This is a genomic window from Fictibacillus enclensis (assembly GCF_001457035.1).
Lineage (GTDB): Bacteria > Bacillota > Bacilli > Bacillales > Fictibacillaceae > Fictibacillus_C > Fictibacillus_C enclensis.
The window spans coordinates 345,022-369,312 of record NZ_KQ758620.1 but is presented as its reverse complement, the minus strand read 5'-3'; the positions used below and the strand labels follow the sequence as shown (position 1 = coordinate 369,312).

The window sequence follows — 24,291 nt, the reverse complement described above, 5'->3', positions numbered from 1 at the left end:
AACATATTTACAGGGAACAAACATATATTTAGGGGAAAAGGAGGGAGAAATTAGTGGGTTCACCTTCTATTGTTATAAATATTTTTCTTTTTAAAATTAATTCCTTTGAAAATGCGTCGGCGGTTAATATCGGAGAGAATTACTTGTCTGACTGGCACAATTCAGATAAAAAAAATCAGGGGTTTGGCCAAAGCTTTGGGGATGATGCGAGGTTTATTGGAAACGACAATTCAGTGGATGACCGTGATGCCGTCGATTCACCGGTTACGCAATCATCCTACGGGCGGGAAATTCCATCGCTGATTGAGAAGGTCTGACAAAAGAGCAGGAGGTTCACATGGTGCTGTTTTCACCCATGGTCGTCAACATGCTTGGGTTTAAAGTCAATACAATGGACCGCTCAGCCACTCTTGGCTTTGGGCCGGTCCAGCAGCTAGACCTGTTCAGCTCAAACAAAATCAATCAAGGATTCGGGGAGGACAACGGTGACCTTACTGTAGTTAACCTGCCGATCATCTGGGTGGCTGATCAGGATGTCATCGATTCAAACTCTGTGAAGAACAGTGTGCTGTAGCATAAGGGCCGTCCTTGAACGGCTCTTTTTTTTCCATTCAGCTCGGAGAAGGAATTCCGTAAGAGCCGGAGAAGGATTCAGCAGAAGATGATAGGGAGGCAGAACATGAATCCTTTTAAAGAATGCAACAGGGATGATGTAAAAGAGTTAATGGAAGAATACATACAAACTTTAAGCTCGCCCATCGATTCCTTTTTAGAAAATCATATTTTGAAATCGAAGTTTTATCAGATTTCCGCCGGCTCCTTCATGATTGGGTATTTTGCCATTCATAATAACGAAAAGATGACCCAGTTTTATATCCGGCAATCACACCTTCATCTTGCGCAGGATACGTTTAAACAAGTGCTGGAGTGCTATTTTATTCGTTCATTATTTGTTCCAACATGTGACGAACTCTTTTTGGGTTTGGCGTTGGATCAGGATTTTAAGATCGAAAAGCAGGCCTATTTCTTTCAGGACAGTAAACAACAGAGAGCGTCAGAAAGTCTTTATTCCGGCGGGGAGTTCCGGCTGGCAAGAGAAGAGGATGTTCCTGGAATCATAGCGATTTCCGCCGATTTTTTTCAGCAGGCAGATGAAATGGCAGAAAAAGAAGAACTGTTTACCTTCACGAAGGACGATACTCTGCTTGGAGTCGGAGTCTTTGAACGCAGCAAGCTCCTCAACGGATATGCCAGCATCGGTATGTTCACTAACGAATCTTATCGTCAGCAGGGAGTCGGTCAAACCATCATCAATCATTTGAAACAATGGTGCTATGAACATCACATGATTCCTATTTGCGGCTGCTGGTACTACAATACCAACTCCAAAAAGACGCTGGAACGGGCGGGGATGGTAACCAAAACAAGACTATTAAACTTTGTCAGATGACCGGGGAATGTACCGAAACTAAAAAATAATGGAAGAAAAAACAAGAGAAAATAACGAACTGTGGTTTATCTCCCCGCAGGATGTGGAAAAGTACATTGTTAAATTTTCCAATCAGACAGGGAGGCTACATTATGGACCAGGATCAACACCGTTATCCAACCGATACACCACCCGAACAGCAAAACCGGCTGCCGGGCATTGAAGAGAACATGTATTTGCGTCCGCAATTCGACCGTGCGGAATATAAGGGATCAGGCAAATTAAAGGATAAAGTGGCACTGATTACCGGAGGCGACAGCGGGATCGGACGGGCTGTCGCTTCGTTATATGCGAAGGAAGGCGCCCATGTGGTTATCGTATATTACGACGAGCACCGGGATGCCGAGTTTACAAAAGAAGAGGTGGAAAAAGAAGGAGTAGAATGTCTTCTTATTCCGGGAGATTTGCGGAAGGAAGCGTTCGCCAAGGAAGCGATTCAGAAGACGATTGAGAAATTCGGCAAGCTCGATATTCTCGTCAGCAATGCCGCTACAGCAATCTTGAAGGACCAGATTGAGGATGTTCATTGTGAGGACTTTGTCACCACCTTTGAAACAAATGTGTTTGGCGCGTTCTACATCACCAAAGAGGCCGTACCGCATTTGAAAGAAGGCAGTACCATTATCTTCACGACCTCCGACTCGGCCTACAAGGGGCAGAAGAACGGGTTGGATTATGCATCCTCCAAGGCGGCTGTTCTTGGCTTTATGAGATCACTCTCGCTTCAGCTTGTCGACCGGGGCATCCGGGTAAATGGAATTTCGCCGGGACCGATTTGGACACCACTTATTCCGGCGAGCCAGCCAAGATCTACGGTGGATACCTTTGGCCAGGAAACTCCCATGAAACGGGTTGGTCAGCCGGAGGAGCTGGCACCGGGCTATGTGCTTTTGGCTTCAGAAGATTCTTCTTACATGTCGGGACAAGTGATTCATATTAATGGCGGCATGGTCGTCAACGGTTAAACGATTTCAGACAGGCAGCTTTTTTGCTGCCTGTCTTTTTTCATGCGTGAAAAAGGATTCCAAACAGCAGAAGAGAATGTAATGGATGGGGAAATATGACGCCCGGAGGAGGGATGCCCAATGGAACTGATACTTGAAAAAGCAACTCTGAAAAAAAAGAATGTACTAAAGCAAATGCTGGAGCTGTACCGCTATGATTTTAGTGAATTTGATAGCTCGGATCTAAATGAAAACGGTCAGTATGGCTATGCCTATTTGGATGAATACTGGCGAGAGGAAGGGCGTTATCCCTTTTTTATAAAAGTGGACACCCGGTATGCGGGATTTGTGCTTGTCCGCAAAATCAGAGATACGTATGCGATCGCTGAGTTTTTTGTTATGAAGAAGTACCGCAAAATGGGGATTGGCCGACAAGCGGCCTTCCTTACGTTTGACCGGTTTCCGGGCAAATGGGATGTGGCGCAGATTCCAAAGAACAAACCGGCACAATCCTTTTGGGTCCGGATCATTGATGACTATACAAACGGAGAATTTACCGATCAGTTTTCTGAAACCGATCAGGTTCGGTATCAGACCTTTACAACATCCAAATCAGTTACCAGGGAGGCCGTAAAATGAATGCAAAAGAAGTGCTGCTCGAACAGCTGGATGCGTTAGAAAACAATCACTGGTTCGTATCGTTGAAAAACTCTCTCGTGGGGCTGACCGATGAGCAGGCGGCGTGGAAAGAAACGGCGGAAAGCAATTCGATTCGCGAAATCGCCAATCATCTCATTTATTGGAATGAACTTTATTTAAACCGCTTTCGCAGTGCGGAACCAGCAACGGGTGTGAGCCTGGAGAATGATGATACATTTCAGGATCACGAAGAGCTGGACTGGAAGCAGACGGTGGATAAGCTGAATAATCTTACCGCGCAGTGGTATAAAGCAGTGGAAGAGGCGGACGAAGCGCGGTTTGACGAGAATGCCTATCGAAACCGGGAAGCAGCATGGGGCAGTGTCATCGCTAACCTCACCATTCATGTGGCCTATCATACCGGCCAGATTTTGTTCGCCCGTAAAAAGCAGGGCAGCTGGAATCCGGAAAACGGTGTCCACTAAACACTGAAACTTTTTAAAATGTGATATCGTATATAGGATAGACCGTAACAAGGAGAGGAAGAAAACATGTTAAAGCGCCTAGCTTCAGATGCATTGGGATTAAGTGATGTCGGGAGTGTGATCAAGCCGGCCGATTACGACAAGGTGGACGCCGATGATTACGTCTTTCATGAGGACAATGAGAAGATTTATTTTCTGATCAAGTCAAAAACAGATGAATACTGCTTTACGAACCGCGCGCTCATCCATCTGGATGGAACAAGCGCCGTCAGCAAAAAACGAATGCTCCACCGGTACAGCTACAGCGAGAACACGATTTCCAACGTTTCTTTGGAAACTGCGGGAACGGTGGACCTCGACGTGGAGATCAAGTTTGTAATTGGATCGGTTCCATTTTCCATCGATGTGCACAAGAAACACATTGAAGAGTTAAAAGATTTGTATAAATCCCTAAGTAAAATTGCGGAGATCGCTCATGAGAACGAGTTTGCCCTGCAATATGCCCAGCAGAGCATCAATGTGGCATCCACGACGCTCAGCCGCGTCCAAAGCAAGGAGAATGAATTGGTGGAAAGCTTCAACCAGTTGAACGATGCCGCTTTTACGTGGCTAATGGAAAGCCGCAAAGAGTACCATGTGAAAGATTACGGCTATGTATTTGAAAAGTATATTAATAACTAAGTAAGGCAGGCTGCATACAGCGGCCTGTTTTTTTATGCAAAAGAGTTTAAGCGGTTTTCTTTAGCAATGGAATATATTTGAAAAAGGATTTAGTCTGGCTAGTGAAGAAGCAAAGGAAATCACCCATGTATGGAGGACCTATGAATAAATTAAAATCCTGGGCCAGAAAACTGAAACGACAGATTTATATTTTGTACTTTGCCTGCAGAGATAACAGGGTCTCTTGGTATGCTAAAGCATTTACCGCAATGGTGGTAGCTTATGCTTTCAGCCCGATTGATCTTATTCCTGACTTTATACCGGTTCTTGGGTTATTGGATGATATCATCCTGGTACCTGCTGGGATCTGGCTGGCTTTGAAAATGATACCCAATCATGTTCTGAACGATTGTGAGGAAAGGGCAGAAGAACTGATCAGACAGAAAAAGCCGAAGAACTGGATGGCAGGCGGACTCATTCTGCTGGTTTGGGCTTTGATTTTTGTATGGATTATTGTAAAGGCCGTAAAAATTTATACATAAGGAGTTAGGCATGATTAGTGAGTCAGAACAGCTAGATGATTATTTACGCGAAACGGAAGTCATAGATTTTCCCCATCCTGCTATTGCTGCATTGGCGGACAGGCTTTTTCACCCCTCTCAAACTGAGCTGGAAAAGGTAAAAATAGCGTTTGAATACGTCCGCGATGAGATCGCACACTCGTGGGATATCCAAAGCAGGAGGGTCACCTGTTCCGCGTCTGAAGTTCTTACACATAAAGAGGGAATTTGCTATGCCAAATCCAATCTGTTGGCTGCACTGTTGAGAAGGGAAGGAATACCGGTGGGTTTCTGTTATCAACGGCTGATGCTTTTTGATACACCAGATAAAGGATATTGTATTCATGCATTAAATGGGGTTTATTTAAAATCCCTGAAGAAGTGGGTCCGTCTGGACGGGAGAGGCAATAAAGAGGGAGTGTCTGCGGAGTTTTCCGTTGATCAAGAAAAGCTGGCATTTGGAGTTCAACCAGAGCAGGGCGAAAAGGATTATCCAGTGATTTATACCGCTCCGCATTCCAAAACCATTGCGGTACTGAAGGAAAATGACGATGCACTTGATATGTATCTTAATGGTTTGCCAGAAGATTTGTAAACGGAAGGGCGAAAAAGAGTGGTATACATAAAGTTTGGATACGAAGTAATCTTTGCTCTCCAAAATTCCTCTAAAATGACTCGAATAACCAAATAAACCAATTTAAAAGGCATCCATTATCAGGATGCCTTTTATCACTTACTGTTTATTTTTTCTTTCTCTTCAATATCCTTTACCACATCCGAGATCGTTACGCTGCCCAATGCTTTTTCGAGTGCGCTTTGAGCGATGGAGAGAATAGGAGTGATGGTTTCCTGAATATTGCGGCCAACCATACACTCAGGATTAGGGTGGTCATGCACACTGAACAGTTCATTTTCCTGGACGACGTTGACGGCCTTATACACATCCAGAAGTGTGATTTCATCGAGGTTCTTCGCAAGTTCTGCGCCAGCTACTCCGGGCCTGACGTTGACGAGCCCTGCATTTTTTAGCATTCCCATAATTTTGCGGATAACCGCGGGATTGGTATTTACACTTCCTGCGATAAACTCAGATGATTTTGTTTCATTTTTATAGATCTCTAAGAGAGAGAGTATATGAACGCCTACAGAAAATCGGCTGCTGATGGACAAATTGGTCACCTTCTTATAGTAGCGGATAACGTTTAACCTATAGTACTATTATAGCGCAAATCCATCCTGTTGACAAAATGGTTACATGTAATTACAATGATTACATGTAAACGAAATGATTACAGCATAATTTTGTAATGGAGGGAACAGATGATGAAAATTGGAGTTATTGGTGCGACTGGTAAAGTTGGAAGTCTTATTATCAATGAAGCGATAGAAAGGGGACATGAGGCGACGGCCATTGTCCGGAATGCCGGCAAGGTCAAAAATGAGAAAGCAGATGTACTGGAAAAGAATATCTTCGACCTGAAGACGGAAGATTTAAAAGCCTTCGATGTGGTTGTTAATGCGTTTAATGCACCACCAGGAGAGGAGCATCAACACGTTGAAGTTGGCCATCTTTTAATCGAGGCTCTAAAAGGGTCTTCACAAACCAAGCTTTTTGTTGTGGGAGGCGCAGGCAGCCTGTTTGTAGATGAGGCACAAACGACCCGCATGTTGGAAACTCCTGACTTTCCAGAAGCGTATTACCCAACTGCTTCAAAGGCGGCTGAAAATTTGAAGGAATTGCAAGGTTCAGACGGGATCAACTGGACATATCTTAGTCCCGCCGCCTTTTTCAATCCAAATGGCAAACGTACCGGTTCTTATCAAAAGGGGAAAGATCAGATGATTCTGAATTCTGAAGGTGAGAGCTATATCAGCTATGCTGATTATGCGATTGCAGTGCTGGATGAAATTGAAAAGCCACAGCATGAAAATCAGCGTTTTACAGTCGTTGGCGAAAAAGAATAACGATACGATCAAATACCATTAGTGAAAAGCTAATGGTATTTTTTATTTTAGAAAGCATTACTTTGTACAACCTAGTAACATGAGCTGTTTTTAATCTGCTTCCATTTTCTCAGAAGCATCTCCTTGTTCAAAAGCAGGACCGCCATACAGATCATTGATTTCCCTTTTCAGCGTATCCAGAAATTCATCAGATAAAAGGGGTTCTTTCTTTTCCATCATGACATACTCTCCTCTCAAAAATAATTAGATTTTCGAAGGTTTTATAAATAAGATTACCGATTAATAAAGGTTTTAATCTTTTTATTTACAATTGCCGAAAGCAGGAGTATGATATACGAAGTTTCAATTTCTTAAATCGCTGAAACCTTAGTGTGCGGGGGAACCATCTGGATGCATAAATCCATCCACGGGGTGAATCCTTTTAAAGGTAGGGCTACTCTTGAGGCCCGAATCCGACAGCTAACCTCGTAAGCGTTTTTAGAGGCAAGAAGGTGAAGCTTGTGCGACTAAAATTATAATGTCCACAGGTCTATTTACGTCGGCTTGTGGGCTTTTTTAATACCTTTTTATAGTCATCAAGAGATCAATTTTAAATGGTGGTGAATTCAATATGTTAAATTCCTTGAAGAGGTTATTGATCGGAAGACCCCTCAAATCAACTGAGCTGGGTGAACAGAAGCTGAATAAAACGAAGGCTTTGGCGATTCTTTCTTCCGATGCTTTATCATCAGTCGCCTACGGGCCTGAACAAATATTGATTGTTTTATTTACCATAAGTGCAGCTGCCTTCTGGTATTCCATTCCGATTGCCGTTGGTGTACTCATTCTGCTTACTGCTCTCATCTTATCCTATCGGCAAATCATCTACGCCTACCCGCATGGCGGAGGAGCTTATGTGGTTTCCAGGGACAATCTCGGGAAAAATCCGGGATTAATTGCAGGCGGATCGCTGCTGGTGGATTACATATTAACGGTAGCCGTTAGTGTTTCAGCGGGTGCGGATGCGATTACTTCTGCGTTCCCTGGTCTGCATCCCTATAATCTGCCAATTTCAATTGTGTTTGTTCTGTTTCTGACTACCCTGAACTTGAGGGGAGTCACCGAGTCAGCCTCCATTCTGGCTTATCCGGTTTACTTATTTGTTGTGGCCCTGATTGTCATGATCGGAGTTGGTGCGTACAACATTGTTACCGGTCATGTGCCTGAAAACTTACACACACCGGTCGGTACACCAGTTGCCGGTATCAGCCTCTTCCTGCTGCTGAAAGCTTTTGCTTCAGGAAGTTCCGCCCTTACCGGTGTTGAAGCAATTTCAAATGCTATTCCAAACTTTAAGGATCCTGCACCAAGAAATGCCTCGCGAACGCTTATGGCAATGGGAGGACTATTGGCCATCCTGTTCTCGGGGATTGTATTCCTTGCCTATTATTACGGCATCACCCCGAATGCCACAGAAACGGTTGTCTCCCAAATTGCGGATGACACGTTTGGCAGAACCTTTATGTATTTCTTTATTCAAGGTACAACTGCATTAATCCTTGTTTTGGCTGCAAATACTGGTTATTCGGCCTTTCCGCTTCTGGCGGTAAACCTGGCGAAGGATAAATTCATCCCGCGCATGTTTACGATTCGCGGTGACCGGCTCGGATACTCCAACGGTATTATTACGCTTGGGGTGGCGGCGATCCTTCTTCTTCTTGTGTTCAACGGGAAGACAGAGCATCTTATCCCGCTGTATGCGGTTGGTGTGTTTATCCCGTTCACTCTGTCCCAGACAGGGATGATCTTGAAATGGATGAGGGAAAAGCCACAAGGCTGGGTGCTTAAACTGATTACCAATGCTACGGGAGCACTCATTAGTTTCATCGTCACCATCATGTTCTTTTTAACCAAATTTCCGCAAGTGTGGCCGGTGCTCGTTTTCCTGCCGCTTATCGTTCTGCTGTTTCACCGAATCAAAACGCACTATGATCTTGTGGGTGAGCAGCTGCGCATCAATCCGAATCAGCCGCCAAAACTTGTTGAAGGAAATGTAATTATTGTTCCTGTAGCAGGAATTACGAAGGTCGTAGAAAACTCAATTAACTTTGCCACTTCACTCACAGATCAGGTTATTGCTGTTTATGTGGCATTTGAGCGGGAAGATGAACATGCGTTTGAAGAGAAATGGAAAAAGTGGCAGCCAAATGTGCGGCTCGTTACTCTGCATTCCTCCTACCGAAGCATCATTATGCCGCTTACGAAATTTATTGATACAGTTCAAAACAAAGCGGAAGAAAACAATTATCGGGTAACGGTATTGATTCCGCAGTTCATCACCAAAAAGAACTGGCATAACATTCTGCATAACCAGTCGAGCCTGCTCATCCGGGCCTATCTGCTGTTTAAGCGGGATGTCGTGGTGGCTACGGTTCCGTTCCGTTTTAAAAAATAATACGGAATACAAAAAAACCAACTTTGAGGAGTTGGTTTTTTGTTTTGTATCTGAAATTAAGGTGCTTCCTTACGTTCGCGTAAAAGGATATTGGGAACGAATCGGATATAAATGAGTTCACCGGCAAGCTCCACGATGGTTTGTGTTACGATGATGGCCGCTACCAATGTGCTCAATTGACCCGGTAGGGATAATGCCAGAGGAAGCACGACAAGCGAATTGCGTGTAGAACCGCTGAAAATCAGGGCGCGGCCAGATCCAATATCAAGCTTGAACCACTTGACCATTAACCTGGAAATGAACGGCATGATGATCATAAAAGCAATATAGACAGGAATGACTTTGATAATCAGGTCCATATTGGTTGATAATTTGCCGATTTGAGAAGATACAACAACAAAAAGCGTAAGAGCCATGAATGGAACAGGAAACCACGCTGAGGTATCTATGATTTTACTTCCGACTGATGACTTTCTTGCAAATAGCTGCAGGATCACAGCAAGTCCTAAAGGGATAACAATGAGAAAAATAAAGGCTTCAAGGAATGGACGGGGGTCTACGATTTCAGCCGCCTCATTTCCAATCAACAGCCATAAATACAGTGGCAACAGCAGCATCTGTGTAATGAAGAGTATAGGCGTAGAAGTAAGGATGATCTTTTCGTTTCCTCTTCCCAGAGCGGTAAAAACAATCACATAATCAATACAAGGTGTAAGTAATACCAGATAAACTCCAAGCAATAACGGCGGATAGTCGGGCAGTAACTTTGATAGAAGCCATACCACAATAGGAACAGCGAGATAGTTCACCGTTAATAAAGCCCAAATAAAACGGCGATTTGCCAATGACTCTTTTAAAGAAGTAAATGGAATCTGTGAAACCATGCTATACATCAGGATAGCGATGACAAAAGAAATGGTGGCATCTAATTTGGCCCCAATATCAGGAGCGGTTAATCCTAGTCCGGATGCGGAGATCAGTACAATCACATACAGCCAAACTTGGTTGTTTTCTAATCTTTCTCTGGAAATCATTAATTTTGTTTCCCCTTTTTCGTATTCTGCATCTTTTTCTAGTCCTTACGCTACCATTTCGATTGGTTAAAAATCAATAATAACCTTTGTAGAAAAAGGAAATAAAGGCTTGTTCTTGAAAATTTATTTATGTAGAAAGGAGAGGATACGATGCAGAAGGTAACTCCGTTTTTGTTGTTTGAGGGAAAAGCGGAAGAGGCGATCCGTTTTTATACGTCCACGTTCAAGGATTCGGAAGTTGGAAACATTCTGTACCAGGAAAATGGGATGGTGCTGTATGCGACGTTTACGATTAAAGGGCAAAAACTGATGGCCATTGACAGCATGATCGAGCATGGTTTTACGTTCACTCCCGCTCTTTCATTATTTATAGAATATGATTCCGGTGAGGAGCTGGAGGAAATGCACCACAAACTGTCGGATAACGGGAAGGTGCTTATGCCGATTGCCGATACACCAATCAGTGAAAAGTTCTCCTGGGTCGAGGACCGCTATGGGGTCTCCTGGCAGCTGAACATGATGAAGAAATAGGAGAGATGAATACAAGCAAAGCTGGTCAATGATACATTTTTGGCCGCGGCAAAAAAATGGGGTGAATGAAAAATACTTAATCGACTTCAGTAGCGGCAGTGTTTATATCTTGGAAAGGATGATGAATGATGCGGAAAATTACGGTGCTGAACCGAGTATCAGTGGACGGGTATTTTGCGAGTCTGAATGAAGCCGCGTTTGGAATGGATTGGTTCATTCAGGATCCGGAAGTGGACAAAGCGGTCCGGAGTGATGAAGAAGAAGTATCAGCCTTCATCTTCGGTGCAGATACGTATAGAGGGTTTGAACGAAGCTGGGTGCCCATGCTCAACGATCCCAACACTCCGCAGTATTTAAAGGATGTTGCCCAGGTACTCACTGATAATACCAAAATTGTTTTTTCAACAACTATTAAAAAAGCCACATGGGAAAATACCGAGCTGTACAGGAGTGACCCGGTAGAGGTAATTACAAGGGTTAAGCAGGAAGAAGGCGCCAATATTTTGATTTTTGGAAGCGGATCAATCGTGCAGCAGTTGGGAAATGCAGGCCTAATTGATGAATACATGCTGATTATGACGCCTGTCATTGCGGGCGAAGGGAAGGCGATGTATCAGGGGATGAAACAAACCGCTCTGACACTGATAAGAACCCAGGCGTTTGAATCTGGCAATGTGTTATTACATTATCAGACCGCTAAATAGAAATAGATTTTGGGTGGGGAGGAATCGAAAGTGGTTATAAGAGAAGACGATTTAACAGGAACCGAAATCAGGTCACTGATTGGGGAGCACCTTCAGGGAATGCAGCTGCATTCGCCCCCGGAAAGCATTCATGCCTTGAATCTGGACGGCTTACGGAAGCCGGATATCACGTTTTGGAGTGTATGGACGGACGGCGAGCTTATGGGCTGTGGCGCATTAAAGGAACTGGACGCCCGGCATGGAGAAATCAAATCCATGCGCACGGCAACCTCCCATTTGAGAAAAGGAGTAGCGCAGAAGCTTCTCCAACATATCATTGCCGAAGCGAAACATCGGGGCTATGAGCGGCTGAGTCTTGAAACCGGCTCCATGGAAGCCTTTGAACCGGCGAGAAGGCTTTACACTCGTTTCGGATTTGAGGAGTGTAGGCCGTTTGCTCATTATACCAACGATCCGAACAGTGTGTTTATGACAATGAAACTCTAACCATATGTTTTCTTAACATTTGCTTCAATAAGGGTTTATAAAGGCCCTTTATACTTGAAACGTATTCTACTATAGCGTTTAAGGGGAGAAAAGCAGATGAAAAAGAAGGTTATAGGGACGGTTATTTCAACAATCATGATCAGTTCACTGGCTGTTTTTGGAGCGGGGCCAACGGTTTCAGCAGCTGATAAAGGCCATCAATCTTTTGGGAAAAGGGGGTTTGATCTGGAAGCCCACCGCGGAGGAATCGGGCTTACGGTGGAATCCACCATCGCTTCCTTTTCCCGTGCTCTGGAGCTTGGGGTGAGCACGCTGGAGCTGGATGTGCAAATTACAGAAGACCACCAGGCAGTTGTTACGCATGACCGGCAAATTTCGGGGGCCAAATGCCGGGATACAAAGCCCGCTTTTGCAGGCGATCCGGAATACCCGTATGTTGGCAAATACATAAAAAATCTGACACTGAGTCAGATTCGGACGTTGGACTGTGGTTCCTCTACGCTGCCCCAGTTTCCGGGACAGGTGGCAAGCCATGGTGCCAAAATGCCGCTCTTGACGGATATTTTTGATCTGGTGAAACGGTACAAAGCGAAAAAGGTATGGATGAACATAGAAACAAAAGTAGAGGCCGGTGCTCCGGAAGAGACGGCTCCGCGTGAAGAATTTGTACAAATCGTCGCCCGCCAGGTTCGTGAAGCCGGAATGCTCAACCGTGTTTCGATTCAAAGCTTTGACTGGGGATCTCTTATGCGGATGCGTGAAGTCGAACCCCGTCTTCCGATTGTGGCGCTGACAAACGGACCGCAATTCCTGCAGCCTGGACAGCCAGGCGCCTCCCCATGGCTTGGCGGCATTGATATTGACGACTTTAATGGTGACCTTGTGGCGGCCGCCCACTCGTTTGGGGCAGATGCGATCTCACCTGTTCATGGTTTCCCGCAGGATGGAAAGATTACCGATGAAAACTATGAGCCCTACGTGACCAAGCAAATGGTAGATGAAGCCCATAAGGCAGGGATGAAAGTCATTCCTTGGACGGTGGATGATAAGCCAACCATGAACAAGCTCATTAATGACGGAGTCGACGGCTTGATCACCGATTATCCTGACCGTTTGCGCCAGGTGATGGCCCAGCATGGGTTTAAGCTTCCGAAACCATATAAAGCACCAAAGCATGTTTAAAATAACAGGACAAGACGGCCGGCCGAAGAGCCTGCCGTCTTTTATGTGTCCAATTAACGAACGATAGACAAATATTGAAACTTAACGGCCTTTGTTTCGTATTAGATATGGAGATGACTGAAGAATTTGATTATGGGGAGATCAAATGTAGGAAACAATTTCATGAAATGGTATTGAGAACGGACAATTAGCGTAATTTAATACAAAGGAAAAAGATCAATTATTTTTTACCTGGGAGGTGGAACCTCTTTATCCTTTGGGATGGAGAGGATCTTATTGGACATATTTAATTTATTCATGGTTGCGGTACTGATCCTTCTTACTGCGTTCTTCGTAGCTGCAGAATTCTCGATCATCCGTGTGCGTATTACCCGGATTGATCAGCTGGTGGCGGAAGGGAACCGAAATGCAGTTGCAGCCAAAAAAGTCATAACCAACCTTGATGGATCTCTGTCAGCCTGTCAGCTGGGGATTACGATTACGGCACTCGGCCTGGGGTGGCTCGGTGAACCAACGGTCGAACACTTGCTTCACCCCTTGTTTGTGAACCTGGAGCTTTCAGCAGCTTTGGCGAAGACTATCTCGTTTATCATTGCGTTTGCTTCCATTACCTTCTTGCATGTCGTGCTGGGTGAGCTGGCGCCAAAAACCATTGCCATTCAAAAAGCGGAAAGTGTCAGTTTGCTGTTATCCCGTCCGCTTCTCTTCTTTTACCAAATCATGTACCCTTTCATCTGGGCATTGAACGGAAGCGCCCAGCTGTTTGTAAAATTGTTTGGATTTCAAGCAGCCTCCGAGCATGAAATGGCACACTCAGAAGAAGAACTGCGTTCCATTTTAAGTGAAAGCTATAAAAGCGGAGAGATCAATAAATCAGAATTCAGCTATGTGAACAATGTATTTGAGTTTGATAATCGGCTCGCCAAAGAAATCATGGTGCCCCGAACGGAAATTGTTACTCTTCAGGCGGGCCAAAGCCTGGACGAAGCTTTTGAAACCATCATTCAGGAGCAATTTACCCGCTATCCCGTTGTCGGTGAGGATAAAGACGAGATTTTGGGAATGATCAACTCGAAGGAATTGTTCCATGGCGTCATGAAAGGAAAACAGGCGGTGCCGCTCGAGGAGTATACCCGTCCGGTTTTGAGCGTGTTTGAGAACATTCCTATTCAAGAGCTGTTAACCAAAATGCAGAAGAAACGCGCCCATATGGCCATCCTGATGGATGAGTACGGCGGAACATCAGGTCTGGTCACGATTGAGGATATTTTGGAAGAGCTGGTCGGTGAAATCCGGGATGAATTTGACCAGGATGAATCCCCAATGATCCTGAATGTGAACGCCAAAACGAGAATGCTCGACGGCAAAGTGCTGATCGAAGACGTTAATGATATGTATGCCCTGGATATCGATGAAACCGATCTGGACACAATCGGCGGCTGGATACTTTCCATGAACTCAGACATTCAGACAGGCGATATAGTCCGGCATGAAAAATATGAATTTAAAGTAGTAGGAATGGATGGCCACCAGATCAAAAAGATTCAGGTACGTGAAATGGAAGAACAGCCATCTGAAGCGAATTAACATAGGTCTAGCGATGGATGAACCGCTCGTATCCTAGTAAAAGAATACGTCGAAATTAGTCGAAATGCATTAGGGTTAATCCGTTTGAGAATATTTCACCCAAATTTGAGAATAAAGTGACCTAGTTCGAGAATAAAAAAGTTTTTTTGAGAATAAATGAAGGCTTTTTGAGAGTAAGTTAAATTATGGGTAAAATAAACGATATAAAAACAGCAAAGTCAGGCATTAGCCTGGCTTTTTTTGTCCTAATAAAAGGAAAAAACAGCTTTATGAAGTATAAATAGAGTTGGAATTAAGTTTAAGGGGGAGGATTATATGTTTGTCGTAAACGTAGAAGCCGCAGTATACAAAGATGATCAATGGCTAATTATTGAACGCAGCTTAAAAGAAGACCATGCAGGAGGACTGCTTGCCTTCGTGGGCGGAAAGGTGGACCCGGCAGGGGAGTCTGTCAATAATCTGGAGGCGAGCGTAAAAAGAGAGCTTTTTGAAGAGGTCGGAGCGACAGTAAAAGGCGAGCTTCAATATGTCCGCAGCACGATGTTTACGCTTGAGGACGGCCGAGAAGTTATTGATCTGGTTTTCTTATGTGAACTGGATGACTGTACGCCGTTTGTAAAAAGTCCCGATGAGGTTGAGTCGTTGCACTGGCTTTCTGAAGAGGAAATACTAAATCATCCTAAAACGCCGATCTGGCTCACTGAAAGTATTAAGGAAGCCGAAACGCTGCGTAAACAAAAACAAGCCATCCCAGCAGCCCAGTAATGGAACAATTCACCGTTAAACAAATGGATAACCTGAATGAGGAGGAACTCACTCATTTGGTTGAGGAGAGTAAACGGGAAGGCTTTCGTTTTCTCGACCGGTTAATCCGTGATTACAAGAACGGCAGTAATGCCTTTGACCAGCGAGGGGAGTCCCTGTGGGGTGTATTTGATCAAGACGGTCAATGTGTGGCCATTGGCGGGCTTAATCGTGATCCCTATGCAACCGAGACATCAGTTGGGAGATTAAGAAGATTTTATGTATCCTCCACGTTTCGAAGGATGGGTATCGGAAAGCTTTTGCTGAAAAGGATCATCCATGAGGCCAACCTCCATTTTCACGTACTGGTGCTGAATACGGATACAGAGCGGGGAGACAAATTCTACACTTCATTCGGGTTCATTCAAGAATCAAGATATCCCCAATCTACCCATTGGTTGAGATTGAAATGATATTAGCCTGAGACAAGATAGTAATATATTTTTAAAAGAATTTGCAGATGCTTAAGTTCTACTAATAAACTTTTTACCCTTCATAGGTCATTTGCTTTTTGAATAAAGTATCATTTAGTAATACTGAATAATATTTGAGTTTGGCATATAATGACCTAATCCTTGAATCGTTCAACGACCCACTAAAAAACCTTTTTAAGTTCCAATTATTATAGTTATATCATTTTAATTTATGGGTTTAGGAGGATTTGAGTTGGACTATTTGTGGTATTTTTTCATTTTTATATCGATCGCATTTCCTTTCTGCACTCTGTTCATTGCCTGCCCCTGTTCAGACGGGACAGCCTTGAGCGGAAAAGAAGAACATTGGAAGAAAAGGGAGTCAGTATACTTATTCCGTGCTATAACGAAGAAGGAATCATTGAGACGTCAGTCAGCAGCATGAAGACACTTTCCTATGCGAAGACGGAAATTCTTTATATTAATGACGGTTCTTCAGACAAGACGTTTGCCAGGCTCGATTCGTTGTTAAACTTAACGCCCTGCATGAAGGCTCATACCCTGCATTTGCAGCACAGGAACGTAAAGGGCGTGTACCAATCGGAATATTATCCACACATCTTTGTGCTGGATAAGGTAAATGGGGGAAAGGCAGATGCATTGAACGCCGGCATCGAATATTCCAGCCAGCCGCTCGTTGTCACCCTTGATGCGGATACAATCTTAACGGATGAGGCGTTACCTGCAGTAAACCAGGCGTTTTCGGATGAAAATGTCATTGCGGCGGGCGGAGTTGTGCACGTGCTTCAAACAAAAGTCCAAAAGCCTATGGAAGGCCTGTCTCTAAAGAGTGCCAATATGCTGATACGGGCGCAGGCACTAGACTTTATGAAGGCATTTTATGTCAATAAAGTTTCATTGGCACGTTTCAAAGCACTGGCTGTCATATCCGGTGCTTTTGGAATTTTTACAAAGAAAGCCTTACTTGATGTAGGCGGTTACCGATCGACCGTCGGTGAGGATATTGATATTACGCTGAAGATGCATAAATACATGGCCAAGCATAAGAAGAGTAAAGTGCTGCTTATACGGGATGCGGTATGTTACACAGAGTTGCCGGAGAACTGGAAAGACCTTTTCAAGCAAAGAGTGCGCTGGCAAAAAGCCTTTGTGGATTGCCTTTTTTATTTTGGACCGTTTTTACTTAAAACGCTGTTCACCAAACCGGTGTCCTTTTTCTATTTGTTTGAAGGGTTCTTTGCCGGTACAATGGCGGTTTATATTATGACAGGCGTATTGGTTATGGATGGTCTGGACGGAAAGCTGTTCTCATGGACCTTCCTTTTACTATATGTGGCTTATATTTTGGGTGTCGGCCTGGTTTATGATATGGTCGCCATTGGCATGAGCGAGAGGCATGGCTATGCTTTTCAGGAAAAGGATACGTATCCTTTGCTGATGGTGATTATCTTTGATATTTTCTTCTATCGCTTCATCACTATGTTTGCTGTTATTTTTGGCACGGTGGACTATTTCTTCAACCGAAAGGCCTGGAATAAGGTGGCTAGAACGGGGCGGCATTATGAAACTGGGGAAGAAACAGCGGCATAAAGTAAAAACAGACTTTCAGGATTTCTGAAAGTCTGTTTTTTTATTGTTCACAAGCGATAAGATCTTTGTCTCTGTCGCTTTTTTTATTTGCATCATAAAGCGCCTTGGATACATGAGGCTTATATCTGGTTTTGCCGCCTTTGTTCCTAACGTTTTTGGCGCGGGATACTCCACCTTTGTAATCCTTATGCATCTCCGTGCAGTTTTTATAGGTTTTTACTTTGGCAACAGATGTTTTGGCTTCTGCAGAGAGACCACTGGATAAACTAACCACGAGCCCGAAGGTTAAAAGAACGGCGCTGACTTTTTTCATTTGTACACTTCCTTTTTATGTATGTAGTTCTATTTTATAACCGGCACTTATTACCTGCAACTATTTTCCTGGTTAAAAACCAAACTTTTCTATAGTACAGGCACTAAAAAGTTCCCATAAAACCTTTAGGTGCCTACGATACTGAAAAGTGCGTACTTCTCAATACCTTCATTATGGGAAATAATAGACCTTGTTTGATAAGCTCAAGCATAGGAGGAATTAGTGTGGCCAATCATTTACAGGATACAACCACTTTGCATAATGGAGTAAAAATGCCCTGGTTCGGACTTGGGGTGTTTAAAGTAGAGGAAGGACCGGAGCTTGTGAATGCTGTGAAAGCAGCCATCAAAAACGGTTACCGCAGCATCGATACTGCAGCGATTTACGAAAATGAAGAAGGCGTCGGAACCGGGATCAAGGAAGGACTTGCGGAAGCAGGACTTTCCAGGGAAGATTTGTTCGTGACCTCCAAGGTATGGAACTCTGAACTGGGATATGAAAAAACAATCGCCGCGTACGAGGAAAGCTTGAGAAAGCTCGATCTTGAATATCTCGATTTGTACCTCATACACTGGCCGGTGGAAGGCAAGTTTAAAGATGCTTGGAGAGCTCTTGAAATGCTTTATAAACAAGGCAAAGTAAAAGCGATCGGTGTAAGTAATTTTCAAATTCACCATCTCGAAGAATTAATGAAGGATGCCGAAATCAAACCGATGATCAACCAGGTGGAATATCATCCAAAGCTCACGCAAAAAGAGCTTCAAGAGTTCTGCAAGTCTCAAGGTATTCAGCTGGAAGCGTGGTCTCCGCTTATGCAGGGACAATTGCTGGATCACCCGGTACTGAAGGAAATTGCTGACGCTCACCATAAGAGTGTAGCTCAAGTGATTTTACGCTGGGATCTGCAAAATGGTGTAGTTACCATTCCAAAATCCACAAAAGAACACCGCATTATCCAAAACTCGGAAGTCTTTGATTTTGAATTAACAACAGAAGAAATGAATCAAATTGACGCGTTGAACGAAAACCTGCGGGTAGGACCAGATCCGGACAATTTTGATTTTTAATACAAAAAAGGGCCGGTATTGGTCCTTTTTTTTATGCTTTATTTCTGGTTAGAATTTGATTGTTTATATGATGTTCCATATGTACAAGATAATCGTTGATTAGCCACTCGAAGGTTTCCTGTTGATGACTTCCAATATTACAAAGGTATGATAATTTCTCTTTTGGAACGCTTGAAAGAATTGTTATAATTTGCTGATTAAAGACAATAAAAAGGGTTAGTATCTTTTCAAGCGTCTGTTCCTGATAATGTTGTTCCGACACCCATTGGTCCTGATCATACGTTTGGATTACATAGGGCTGTTCCTCGTACTGTATCTTAATGAATCGGGTCATATTATTGATTGCCGAATCACATAAATGCCCCACAATCTCCTTTTTGGACCATTTATTTGGCGCAGGACGATGAGATGTTTCTGTTTCAGACATCTGTCCCAGCGCTCGCGGCAATTCAAGTATCCAATGGTTTATTCCACTGATCACATGTTCCATGGACAATTTCCTCTCATTTTTAAAAGTTTTTTAAACAACTAGATAGGCTGCATCACCCACACGCACTGTACCGGTTTTGATGACAGAAGCATAAACACCAAAGTGATTCTGTCGTTCTTTCGCTACTGTTTTTAGTAAAGAAGCATCCCGTTCGGCATTTTCAGGATGATACGTGATGATGGAACACCGTTCACAATGCCGCAGTAACTGAATTTCTACGTCGTCTCCGATTTTCATTCGTTTTCCAAACCAGGTTTCCTCAACGAATGGATTTTTTTCGATAAGTGATAGGTATAGATTGGGGCGAAACCGCCGGTGCTCTATCATTTGTTTTCCTGCCAGTTCCTTCAATTTGTCCAGGGAAGCGTCGGTTACCAATTGCAGATGTTCTTCCTCAATCGGACCTAAAGGGACATGCGTTGGAGTATAGGAAACGGGTAACAGCTTTCGTTGTGATCGTTCTTCCAGTTCCTTTATAAGCTCCTCATCTCCCCACGCTACCACACTGCCCTTGGGTGTAGTGATCTCAACACTCGGATAACGGTCCAAGGACTCTGCTCCTGAAAATCTCGCTTTGTACCGGACCATCTCAGGAAATTGCGTGATGGTTAAAAACTTGTTCTTTCGTGTTTCATCCCAAAAAGCATGGCTGCGGTCACCGTACAACCCATAATCCATGATCCGCGTCTCCTGTACGCTTTCGCCGAAGAACGATTTCACAGGATGGCGAACCAGTTCTTTGATGTGGCCAACTAACATATTACCGCCTCCTTTAGTATCCTCCTATAGGTTCGATGAAAGCTGGGAAATTCCTCTCATCACATTACCGCAGCCTGCTTGTAGGGGTGATATACTAATCATAGATCTTTTAACCCCATGAGATTCCTTTCCTTACTTCACCTATCAATCTCTTCATCATTATTGTCTTTGCTTTCTCCATCATTACATCAGGATTAACCTTCATGTGAAAAAGTTTGAACGGGAGGATTAATTATGTTACTGGAAAACAAGAATGCAGTGGTTTACGGGGCAGCCGGATCGATCGGTCGTGCGGTTGCCAGGGCTTTTGCGAGGGAAGGAGCACAAGTGTTTTTGGCCGGACGAACCCTCAGTTCTCTTCAAAAAGTGGTAGAAGAAATGAAAAGCGAAGGCGGAACAGCTGAAGCGGCACCAGTTGATGCGCTGAATCAGGAGGCTATCGAGAAGCATTTGAATGAGGTTGTACAAAAAGCAGGGCGGATTGATATTTCATTTAACGCCGTATGGATTCGGGGCGACCTGCAGGGGACACCGCTGCTGGATATGCCTGCCGAGGATTTTACGGTGCCTGTTCTGACAGGAATCAAAACGCATTTCCTTACAGGAACAGCGGCGGCCCGCCACATGGTACAGCAAAAATCCGGGGTTATTTTGACGCTTTCTTCTTCGTCATCTGTACTGTCAGGACGCGACCGCAGATACCATTTGACCGGAGGCTTCTCTACCGCATGTGCTGCGATAGAAGCATTTTCCCGCAGCCTGGCAGGCGAAATTGGCCCGGCGGGTGTGCGTGTGGTTTGTATGCGGCCGGATGCCATCCCGGAAACATGGAGCGGTGATGTTGCCAACGTGAAGGCTTACATGGAAGACGGGACAGTACTCGGCCGGTTGCCACAGTTGAATGAAGTAGCCAATGCCGCTTGTTTGATGGCCTCTGACCATGCCAGTGCGATGACCGGATCCATTGCCAATTTGACCTGCGGCTCTTTTATGGAATAAGAGGAGGACCGAAAACATGAAGACAGTTAAGGTGTATCATTACGAAGCGTTCAGCAAGGTGCCTCATAAAGGCAATCCGGCAGGCGTTGTACTGAACGGCGATGAGCTGACTGAGGAAGAGATGCAGGAAATCGACCGAATGGAAATCCAAATCACCGGAACAGCTGTCAAAGTGGATGAATTTGAAGTCGCTTTTTAGAAACAGCAGGGAATCTTTTCTGAAATAAGAATAAGAAAGAAATAGGGAATTTATTTTTCTGAAGGGATGTGACGCTTATGGTACGCATGAATCGTGTTTATGACCCGATCACCATTTGTAAAAAACGATTAAAAGGACGGGATGTTATTCATGATGACTGGACAGAAGACCGAACTGCGGCCGGTGTCACTTGGCGATTATAAACGAACCTATGATTGGCGGAATGATGAGGAAACGGCGCGGTTCGAAGCCGGTACAGGTTTCTTTCGCCTCAGCAATGTGCCAATGGAAAAAATTGAAGCGGACTATGAGCAATCGATCATCAAACTGGATAAACGGGAAGAAGGAGAGTTTTCCATTTATACCGTGGAAGATACTCCGGAACATATTGGATCCATTGGCTACCGGGAACTGAACATGATTGCCAGGCGCTGCACGGTGGGAATCGGGATCGGCCACAAAGAGTATTGGGGCAAAGGCTATGGGACAGATGCGATGAAAATCTTGATCCGCTTTTTATTCCAAACGATGAATTTGGAACGCATTCAACTCGACACCTGGAGCGGAAACAAGAGAGCGATCCGCTCATATGAAAAGTGCCGATTTGAAGTGGAAGGGCGCTTAAGAAACCATTCTTATATTAACGGGAAGTATTACGATACGATCGTGATGGGATTGTTGAGGGAAGACTTTCAATGTGAATAGACCATTGGAAAAGGCAGCTAAATGCGCTGCCTTTTTTGTTATATAGATTTAATTACTTTTGCTGGGTTTCCAGCCACAACCGTATCTGGGGGAACATCTTTCGTCACAACAGAACCCGCTGCCACAATGGAATGGTCACCAATCGTCACACCGGCCAGAATGACACAGCTTCCGCCAATCCATACGTCATTCCCGATGGTAATGGGAATGGCATATCCAGTCTTATTCCGGTCTTTCGGTGTAATGGAATGGCCTGCCGTATAGATTCCCACATTGGGACCGATCATGCAATTGTTTCCCACTCTGACTTCTGCCATATCCAAAATGGTGCAGTTATAGCCCGCATAGAAGTTGTCACCAACATGAATATTGTAGCCAAGGTCACATTGGAAATTAGCTTCAAGGCTGGGCTTTTCGCCGGCGCTTCCAAACAGTTCCCTAACGATTTCGTCTTTCTTTTCCTCGTCTTCGATGTCACAATGATTCAATTCCCGTACCAGTTTTTGAGCAACCGTCGTTTTTAATTTCAGTTCCTCTGTTCCGCGTTCATAAAAAATCTTTTCTTTCTCACCCAAAATACATTCCTCCTTTCAATTAACCTCTATCCTTCCAACGAACCTTCTGAAATCAATTCTTTTGTCATCAAAAGATGGGGAATGCCGTCCTCCATAAAAACATCGGAGGACGTCTGATAGCCGAGTTTGTGGTAAAAGCCTTCTGCCTGTGTTTGGCCGTGCAGCTTAACCCGGCTTGATCCTTGTTCAGCTGCGATATCTTCCAATCCCTTAATGATGACTTTTCCCAGTCCAAATTTACGGAAGGATTCCAGAACGCAGATTCTCTCGAGCTTTCCGACGCCTTCTACCCAACGGATGCGTCCCGTACCTGCCGGCTGGTCTTCATAGTAAGCCAGGATATGCTCGCAGCGGCCGTCCAACTGGTCAAACTCATCAAACTCGTCCGTCAACGGAACACCCTGTTCTTCAACAAACACCGTTTTTCGGATGGAGAATGCCTGCTCCAGCTCTTGATTTGTTGTAATTCTTTTCGCGTTCAATGATGCTTCCCCTTTCCTGTTATGTAAATAGCTATTCATAACGTATAGCATTTTCGCCTGATTTGCAAAAGGAGAAAATGGAAGGGATTTGAACAACTTTCCAGAATGTAAATGGCTGGGAGGTGGTTCCATGAAAATCGTTAACGTCCAAAAACGGATGGACTTGTTTGATCATGCAGTCAACACGTATTGGGAGCAGTGGGGCAATCAAGATAATTTTGTTTTTTATCAGGACTGCATCAAACATTCCTGCAAGACGGAGGAAGATTTGCCGAGATTCTACATAGGGTTAGTCGATGATCAGATCGTCGGGACAGTTGCTTTGCTGCGGAATGATCTCAACAGCCGCCAAGACTTAACCCCATGGCTCGCCTGTTTATATGTATCATCAGAATATAGAGGAAAAGGGTTAGGCGCACAGCTCCTTGATCATGCCGTAAAGGAAACGCGCAGAAAGGAATATCCTCATCTTTATCTAGCAACCGATCTTCAAAACTATTATGAACGGTATGGATGGTCCCAACATGGGGAAGTTTATGGACCGGACGGCGGGTCGCTAAAGATTTACAGGATGCCTACAGGTCAACAATAGGCAAAAGGATTATCGGATAGTATATCGAAAGTATTAAATAAATATAGCCTTTTTAGGAGATGAATGTATGACAGTGAGTATGAGTGTTGTTCAGGACGTTTTCGATAATTACAAATCGGCGGTTTATGAAAAAGATGTGGAGAGGTTTCTATCCAGCTATGATCCAGACGTTCATATTTATGATTGCTGGGGAAAATGGGAGAGCAGAGGGATTGCTCCATGGAAAGAAAGCGTCACCGAGTGGTTCAATGGTTTAGCAGCCGATGGAGTTTACCTCAACGTTGATTTTAACGATCTGGTTGTGGAGGAAAATTCAAATCTAGCATTCATCCATTGCGCGGTTACTTTTGCAGCTCACCAGGAAGAGTCAGGAGAAAAGCTTCGTCAAATCACCAATCGCTTTACCTTCGGCTTACGAAAAGAAAAGGACTCCTGGTTAATCACCCATGAACATTCCTCTCTGCCAATAGACATGAACACAGGAAAAGGTATGTTTAACTTAAAGTAAAAAAACGATAAAAGGATTGCAGCCGCCGCAATCCTTTTATTTTACCTTACTACTCTCTTTAAACCATTTCCGCA

Annotated in this window: 32 protein-coding genes, 1 pseudogene and 1 riboswitch; of the genes and pseudogenes, 25 read left to right on the top strand and 8 right to left on the bottom strand. The window is 44.2% G+C overall.

The window, feature by feature from the left end; translation table 11 throughout:
- The first annotated feature begins 53 nt into the window (after positions 1 to 53).
- The 9 genes from AS030_RS19875 to AS030_RS19835 all read left to right on the top strand — a co-directional run bounded on the left by AS030_RS19875 (position 54) and on the right by AS030_RS19835 (position 5,372).
- Positions 54 to 317: a hypothetical protein gene (locus AS030_RS19875; RefSeq protein WP_061974938.1), complete on the top strand. Its 264-nt coding sequence runs from the start codon at positions 54 to 56 to the stop codon at positions 315 to 317.
- A gap of 23 nt (positions 318 to 340) precedes the next feature.
- Entirely contained in the window at positions 341 to 574 is a 234-nt protein-coding gene (locus AS030_RS19870) for a hypothetical protein (protein WP_061975071.1), read from the top strand.
- A gap of 105 nt (positions 575 to 679) precedes the next feature.
- Positions 680 to 1,450: a GNAT family N-acetyltransferase gene (locus tag AS030_RS19865; RefSeq protein WP_061974936.1), complete on the top strand. Its 771-nt coding sequence runs from the start codon at positions 680 to 682 to the stop codon at positions 1,448 to 1,450.
- A 131-nt stretch (positions 1,451 to 1,581) separates the two neighbouring features.
- Positions 1,582 to 2,454 (top strand): SDR family oxidoreductase, encoded by an 873-nt coding sequence (locus AS030_RS19860; protein ID WP_061974934.1) that lies wholly within the window; start codon positions 1,582 to 1,584, stop codon positions 2,452 to 2,454.
- Between the two features lie 120 nt (positions 2,455 to 2,574).
- The gene (locus AS030_RS19855) at positions 2,575 to 3,072 is read left to right on the top strand and encodes a GNAT family N-acetyltransferase (RefSeq protein ID WP_061974932.1); all 498 of its coding nucleotides are present in this window, start codon (positions 2,575 to 2,577) and stop codon (positions 3,070 to 3,072) included.
- The gene (locus tag AS030_RS19850) at positions 3,069 to 3,557 is read left to right on the top strand and encodes a DinB family protein (RefSeq protein ID WP_061974930.1); all 489 of its coding nucleotides are present in this window, start codon (positions 3,069 to 3,071) and stop codon (positions 3,555 to 3,557) included. Before AS030_RS19855 ends, AS030_RS19850 begins: the two co-directional genes overlap by 4 nt.
- A 66-nt stretch (positions 3,558 to 3,623) precedes the next feature.
- Positions 3,624 to 4,238: a PH domain-containing protein gene (locus tag AS030_RS19845; protein ID WP_061974928.1), complete on the top strand. Its 615-nt coding sequence runs from the start codon at positions 3,624 to 3,626 to the stop codon at positions 4,236 to 4,238.
- Positions 4,239 to 4,378: 140 nt separating this feature from the next.
- Complete coding sequence (locus AS030_RS19840) at positions 4,379 to 4,759, top strand: YkvA family protein (RefSeq protein ID WP_061974926.1); 381 nt, start codon at positions 4,379 to 4,381, stop codon at positions 4,757 to 4,759.
- Between the two features lie 10 nt (positions 4,760 to 4,769).
- Positions 4,770 to 5,372, top strand: a complete 603-nt coding sequence (locus tag AS030_RS19835) for a transglutaminase-like domain-containing protein (protein WP_061974924.1) — start codon at positions 4,770 to 4,772, stop codon at positions 5,370 to 5,372.
- Between the two features lie 134 nt (positions 5,373 to 5,506).
- Here the strand turns inward: AS030_RS19835 and AS030_RS19830 are convergent, their stop codons facing one another.
- Entirely contained in the window at positions 5,507 to 5,947 is a 441-nt protein-coding gene (locus tag AS030_RS19830; RefSeq protein ID WP_061974922.1) for an Rrf2 family transcriptional regulator, read from the bottom strand.
- A 153-nt stretch (positions 5,948 to 6,100) separates the two neighbouring features.
- On the opposite strand from AS030_RS19830, the gene AS030_RS19825 reads away from it, so the two are divergent.
- On the top strand, positions 6,101 to 6,742 hold the full coding sequence (locus tag AS030_RS19825; RefSeq protein ID WP_061975070.1) for an NAD(P)-dependent oxidoreductase: 642 nt from the start codon (positions 6,101 to 6,103) through the stop codon (positions 6,740 to 6,742).
- A 90-nt stretch (positions 6,743 to 6,832) separates the two neighbouring features.
- Here AS030_RS19825 and AS030_RS23810 read toward each other — a convergent pair whose 3' ends face one another.
- Positions 6,833 to 6,961 carry a hypothetical protein gene (locus AS030_RS23810; protein ID WP_129478166.1) on the bottom strand — a complete coding sequence of 43 codons (129 nt, stop codon included), beginning with the start codon at positions 6,959 to 6,961 and terminating at the stop codon, positions 6,833 to 6,835.
- Between the two features lie 127 nt (positions 6,962 to 7,088).
- A riboswitch (cyclic di-AMP (ydaO/yuaA leader) is annotated at positions 7,089 to 7,232 on the top strand.
- A gap of 120 nt (positions 7,233 to 7,352) precedes the next feature.
- Here AS030_RS23810 and AS030_RS19820 point away from each other — a divergent pair.
- Positions 7,353 to 9,176, top strand: coding sequence for an APC family permease (locus AS030_RS19820; protein WP_061974920.1), 1,824 nt, complete (start codon positions 7,353 to 7,355; stop codon positions 9,174 to 9,176).
- Between the two features lie 56 nt (positions 9,177 to 9,232).
- Here the strand turns inward: AS030_RS19820 and AS030_RS19815 are convergent, their stop codons facing one another.
- Positions 9,233 to 10,210 (bottom strand): arsenic resistance protein, encoded by a 978-nt coding sequence (locus tag AS030_RS19815; RefSeq protein ID WP_061974917.1) that lies wholly within the window; start codon positions 10,208 to 10,210, stop codon positions 9,233 to 9,235.
- 150 nt (positions 10,211 to 10,360) lie between these two features.
- Here AS030_RS19815 and AS030_RS19810 point away from each other — a divergent pair, with 150 nt between their 5' ends.
- The 8 genes from AS030_RS19810 (at position 10,361) to AS030_RS19775 (ending at position 17,528) form a co-directional block, all read left to right on the top strand.
- Positions 10,361 to 10,741, top strand: coding sequence for a VOC family protein (locus AS030_RS19810; protein WP_061974915.1), 381 nt, complete (start codon positions 10,361 to 10,363; stop codon positions 10,739 to 10,741).
- A gap of 125 nt (positions 10,742 to 10,866) precedes the next feature.
- Positions 10,867 to 11,445 (top strand): dihydrofolate reductase family protein, encoded by a 579-nt coding sequence (locus AS030_RS19805; protein ID WP_240482419.1) that lies wholly within the window; start codon positions 10,867 to 10,869, stop codon positions 11,443 to 11,445.
- 30 nt (positions 11,446 to 11,475) lie between these two features.
- Positions 11,476 to 11,931, top strand: coding sequence for a GNAT family N-acetyltransferase (locus AS030_RS19800; RefSeq protein WP_061974912.1), 456 nt, complete (start codon positions 11,476 to 11,478; stop codon positions 11,929 to 11,931).
- A 96-nt stretch (positions 11,932 to 12,027) separates the two neighbouring features.
- Positions 12,028 to 13,113: a glycerophosphodiester phosphodiesterase family protein gene (locus AS030_RS19795; protein ID WP_061974910.1), complete on the top strand. Its 1,086-nt coding sequence runs from the start codon at positions 12,028 to 12,030 to the stop codon at positions 13,111 to 13,113.
- A 276-nt stretch (positions 13,114 to 13,389) separates the two neighbouring features.
- Positions 13,390 to 14,700 (top strand): hemolysin family protein, encoded by a 1,311-nt coding sequence (locus tag AS030_RS19790; RefSeq protein WP_061974908.1) that lies wholly within the window; start codon positions 13,390 to 13,392, stop codon positions 14,698 to 14,700.
- A gap of 315 nt (positions 14,701 to 15,015) precedes the next feature.
- Positions 15,016 to 15,465 carry an NUDIX hydrolase gene (locus tag AS030_RS19785; RefSeq protein ID WP_061974906.1) on the top strand — a complete coding sequence of 150 codons (450 nt, stop codon included), beginning with the start codon at positions 15,016 to 15,018 and terminating at the stop codon, positions 15,463 to 15,465.
- The gene (locus AS030_RS19780) at positions 15,465 to 15,917 is read left to right on the top strand and encodes a GNAT family N-acetyltransferase (protein WP_061974904.1); all 453 of its coding nucleotides are present in this window, start codon (positions 15,465 to 15,467) and stop codon (positions 15,915 to 15,917) included. The genes AS030_RS19785 and AS030_RS19780 overlap by 1 nt, the downstream gene beginning before the upstream one ends.
- Before the next feature lie 264 nt (positions 15,918 to 16,181).
- A complete protein-coding gene (locus tag AS030_RS19775; RefSeq protein WP_061974902.1) occupies positions 16,182 to 17,528 on the top strand; it encodes a glycosyltransferase family 2 protein in 1,347 nt (448 codons plus the stop codon).
- A 40-nt stretch (positions 17,529 to 17,568) separates the two neighbouring features.
- On the opposite strand, the gene AS030_RS19770 is transcribed toward AS030_RS19775, so the two are convergent.
- Positions 17,569 to 17,841 (bottom strand): excalibur calcium-binding domain-containing protein, encoded by a 273-nt coding sequence (locus AS030_RS19770; protein WP_061974900.1) that lies wholly within the window; start codon positions 17,839 to 17,841, stop codon positions 17,569 to 17,571.
- Positions 17,842 to 18,065: 224 nt separating this feature from the next.
- Here AS030_RS19770 and AS030_RS19765 point away from each other — a divergent pair, with 224 nt between their 5' ends.
- Entirely contained in the window at positions 18,066 to 18,908 is an 843-nt protein-coding gene (locus AS030_RS19765) for an aldo/keto reductase (RefSeq protein WP_061974898.1), read from the top strand.
- A 31-nt stretch (positions 18,909 to 18,939) separates the two neighbouring features.
- Here AS030_RS19765 and AS030_RS19760 read toward each other — a convergent pair whose 3' ends face one another.
- Positions 18,940 to 19,398, bottom strand: coding sequence for a DinB family protein (locus AS030_RS19760; protein WP_061974896.1), 459 nt, complete (start codon positions 19,396 to 19,398; stop codon positions 18,940 to 18,942).
- A 30-nt stretch (positions 19,399 to 19,428) separates the two neighbouring features.
- Positions 19,429 to 20,157 (bottom strand): MOSC domain-containing protein, encoded by a 729-nt coding sequence (locus tag AS030_RS19755; RefSeq protein WP_061974894.1) that lies wholly within the window; start codon positions 20,155 to 20,157, stop codon positions 19,429 to 19,431.
- A 234-nt stretch (positions 20,158 to 20,391) separates the two neighbouring features.
- Between AS030_RS19755 and AS030_RS19750 the strand changes: the two genes are divergently transcribed.
- The 3 genes and pseudogenes from AS030_RS19750 to AS030_RS19740 all read left to right on the top strand — a co-directional run bounded on the left by AS030_RS19750 (position 20,392) and on the right by AS030_RS19740 (position 22,060).
- The gene (locus AS030_RS19750) at positions 20,392 to 21,156 is read left to right on the top strand and encodes an SDR family NAD(P)-dependent oxidoreductase (RefSeq protein WP_061974892.1); all 765 of its coding nucleotides are present in this window, start codon (positions 20,392 to 20,394) and stop codon (positions 21,154 to 21,156) included.
- Between the two features lie 16 nt (positions 21,157 to 21,172).
- Positions 21,173 to 21,289 (top strand): annotated as a pseudogene (locus tag AS030_RS24420) (PhzF family phenazine biosynthesis protein); the annotation flags it as partial.
- Positions 21,290 to 21,505: 216 nt separating this feature from the next.
- The gene (locus AS030_RS19740) at positions 21,506 to 22,060 is read left to right on the top strand and encodes a GNAT family N-acetyltransferase (protein ID WP_061974888.1); all 555 of its coding nucleotides are present in this window, start codon (positions 21,506 to 21,508) and stop codon (positions 22,058 to 22,060) included.
- Positions 22,061 to 22,098: 38 nt separating this feature from the next.
- Here AS030_RS19740 and AS030_RS19735 read toward each other — a convergent pair whose 3' ends face one another.
- Both AS030_RS19735 and AS030_RS19730 read right to left on the bottom strand, forming a co-directional pair.
- The gene (locus tag AS030_RS19735) at positions 22,099 to 22,635 is read right to left on the bottom strand and encodes a sugar O-acetyltransferase (protein WP_061974886.1); all 537 of its coding nucleotides are present in this window, start codon (positions 22,633 to 22,635) and stop codon (positions 22,099 to 22,101) included.
- 26 nt (positions 22,636 to 22,661) lie between these two features.
- On the bottom strand, positions 22,662 to 23,117 hold the full coding sequence (locus AS030_RS19730; RefSeq protein ID WP_061975068.1) for a GNAT family N-acetyltransferase: 456 nt from the start codon (positions 23,115 to 23,117) through the stop codon (positions 22,662 to 22,664).
- Between the two features lie 130 nt (positions 23,118 to 23,247).
- On the opposite strand from AS030_RS19730, the gene AS030_RS19725 reads away from it, so the two are divergent.
- On the top strand, positions 23,248 to 23,709 hold the full coding sequence (locus AS030_RS19725; protein ID WP_061974884.1) for a GNAT family N-acetyltransferase: 462 nt from the start codon (positions 23,248 to 23,250) through the stop codon (positions 23,707 to 23,709).
- A 67-nt stretch (positions 23,710 to 23,776) separates the two neighbouring features.
- Complete coding sequence (locus AS030_RS19720; protein ID WP_061974882.1) at positions 23,777 to 24,217, top strand: YybH family protein; 441 nt, start codon at positions 23,777 to 23,779, stop codon at positions 24,215 to 24,217.
- Positions 24,218 to 24,291: the final 74 nt, after the last annotated feature.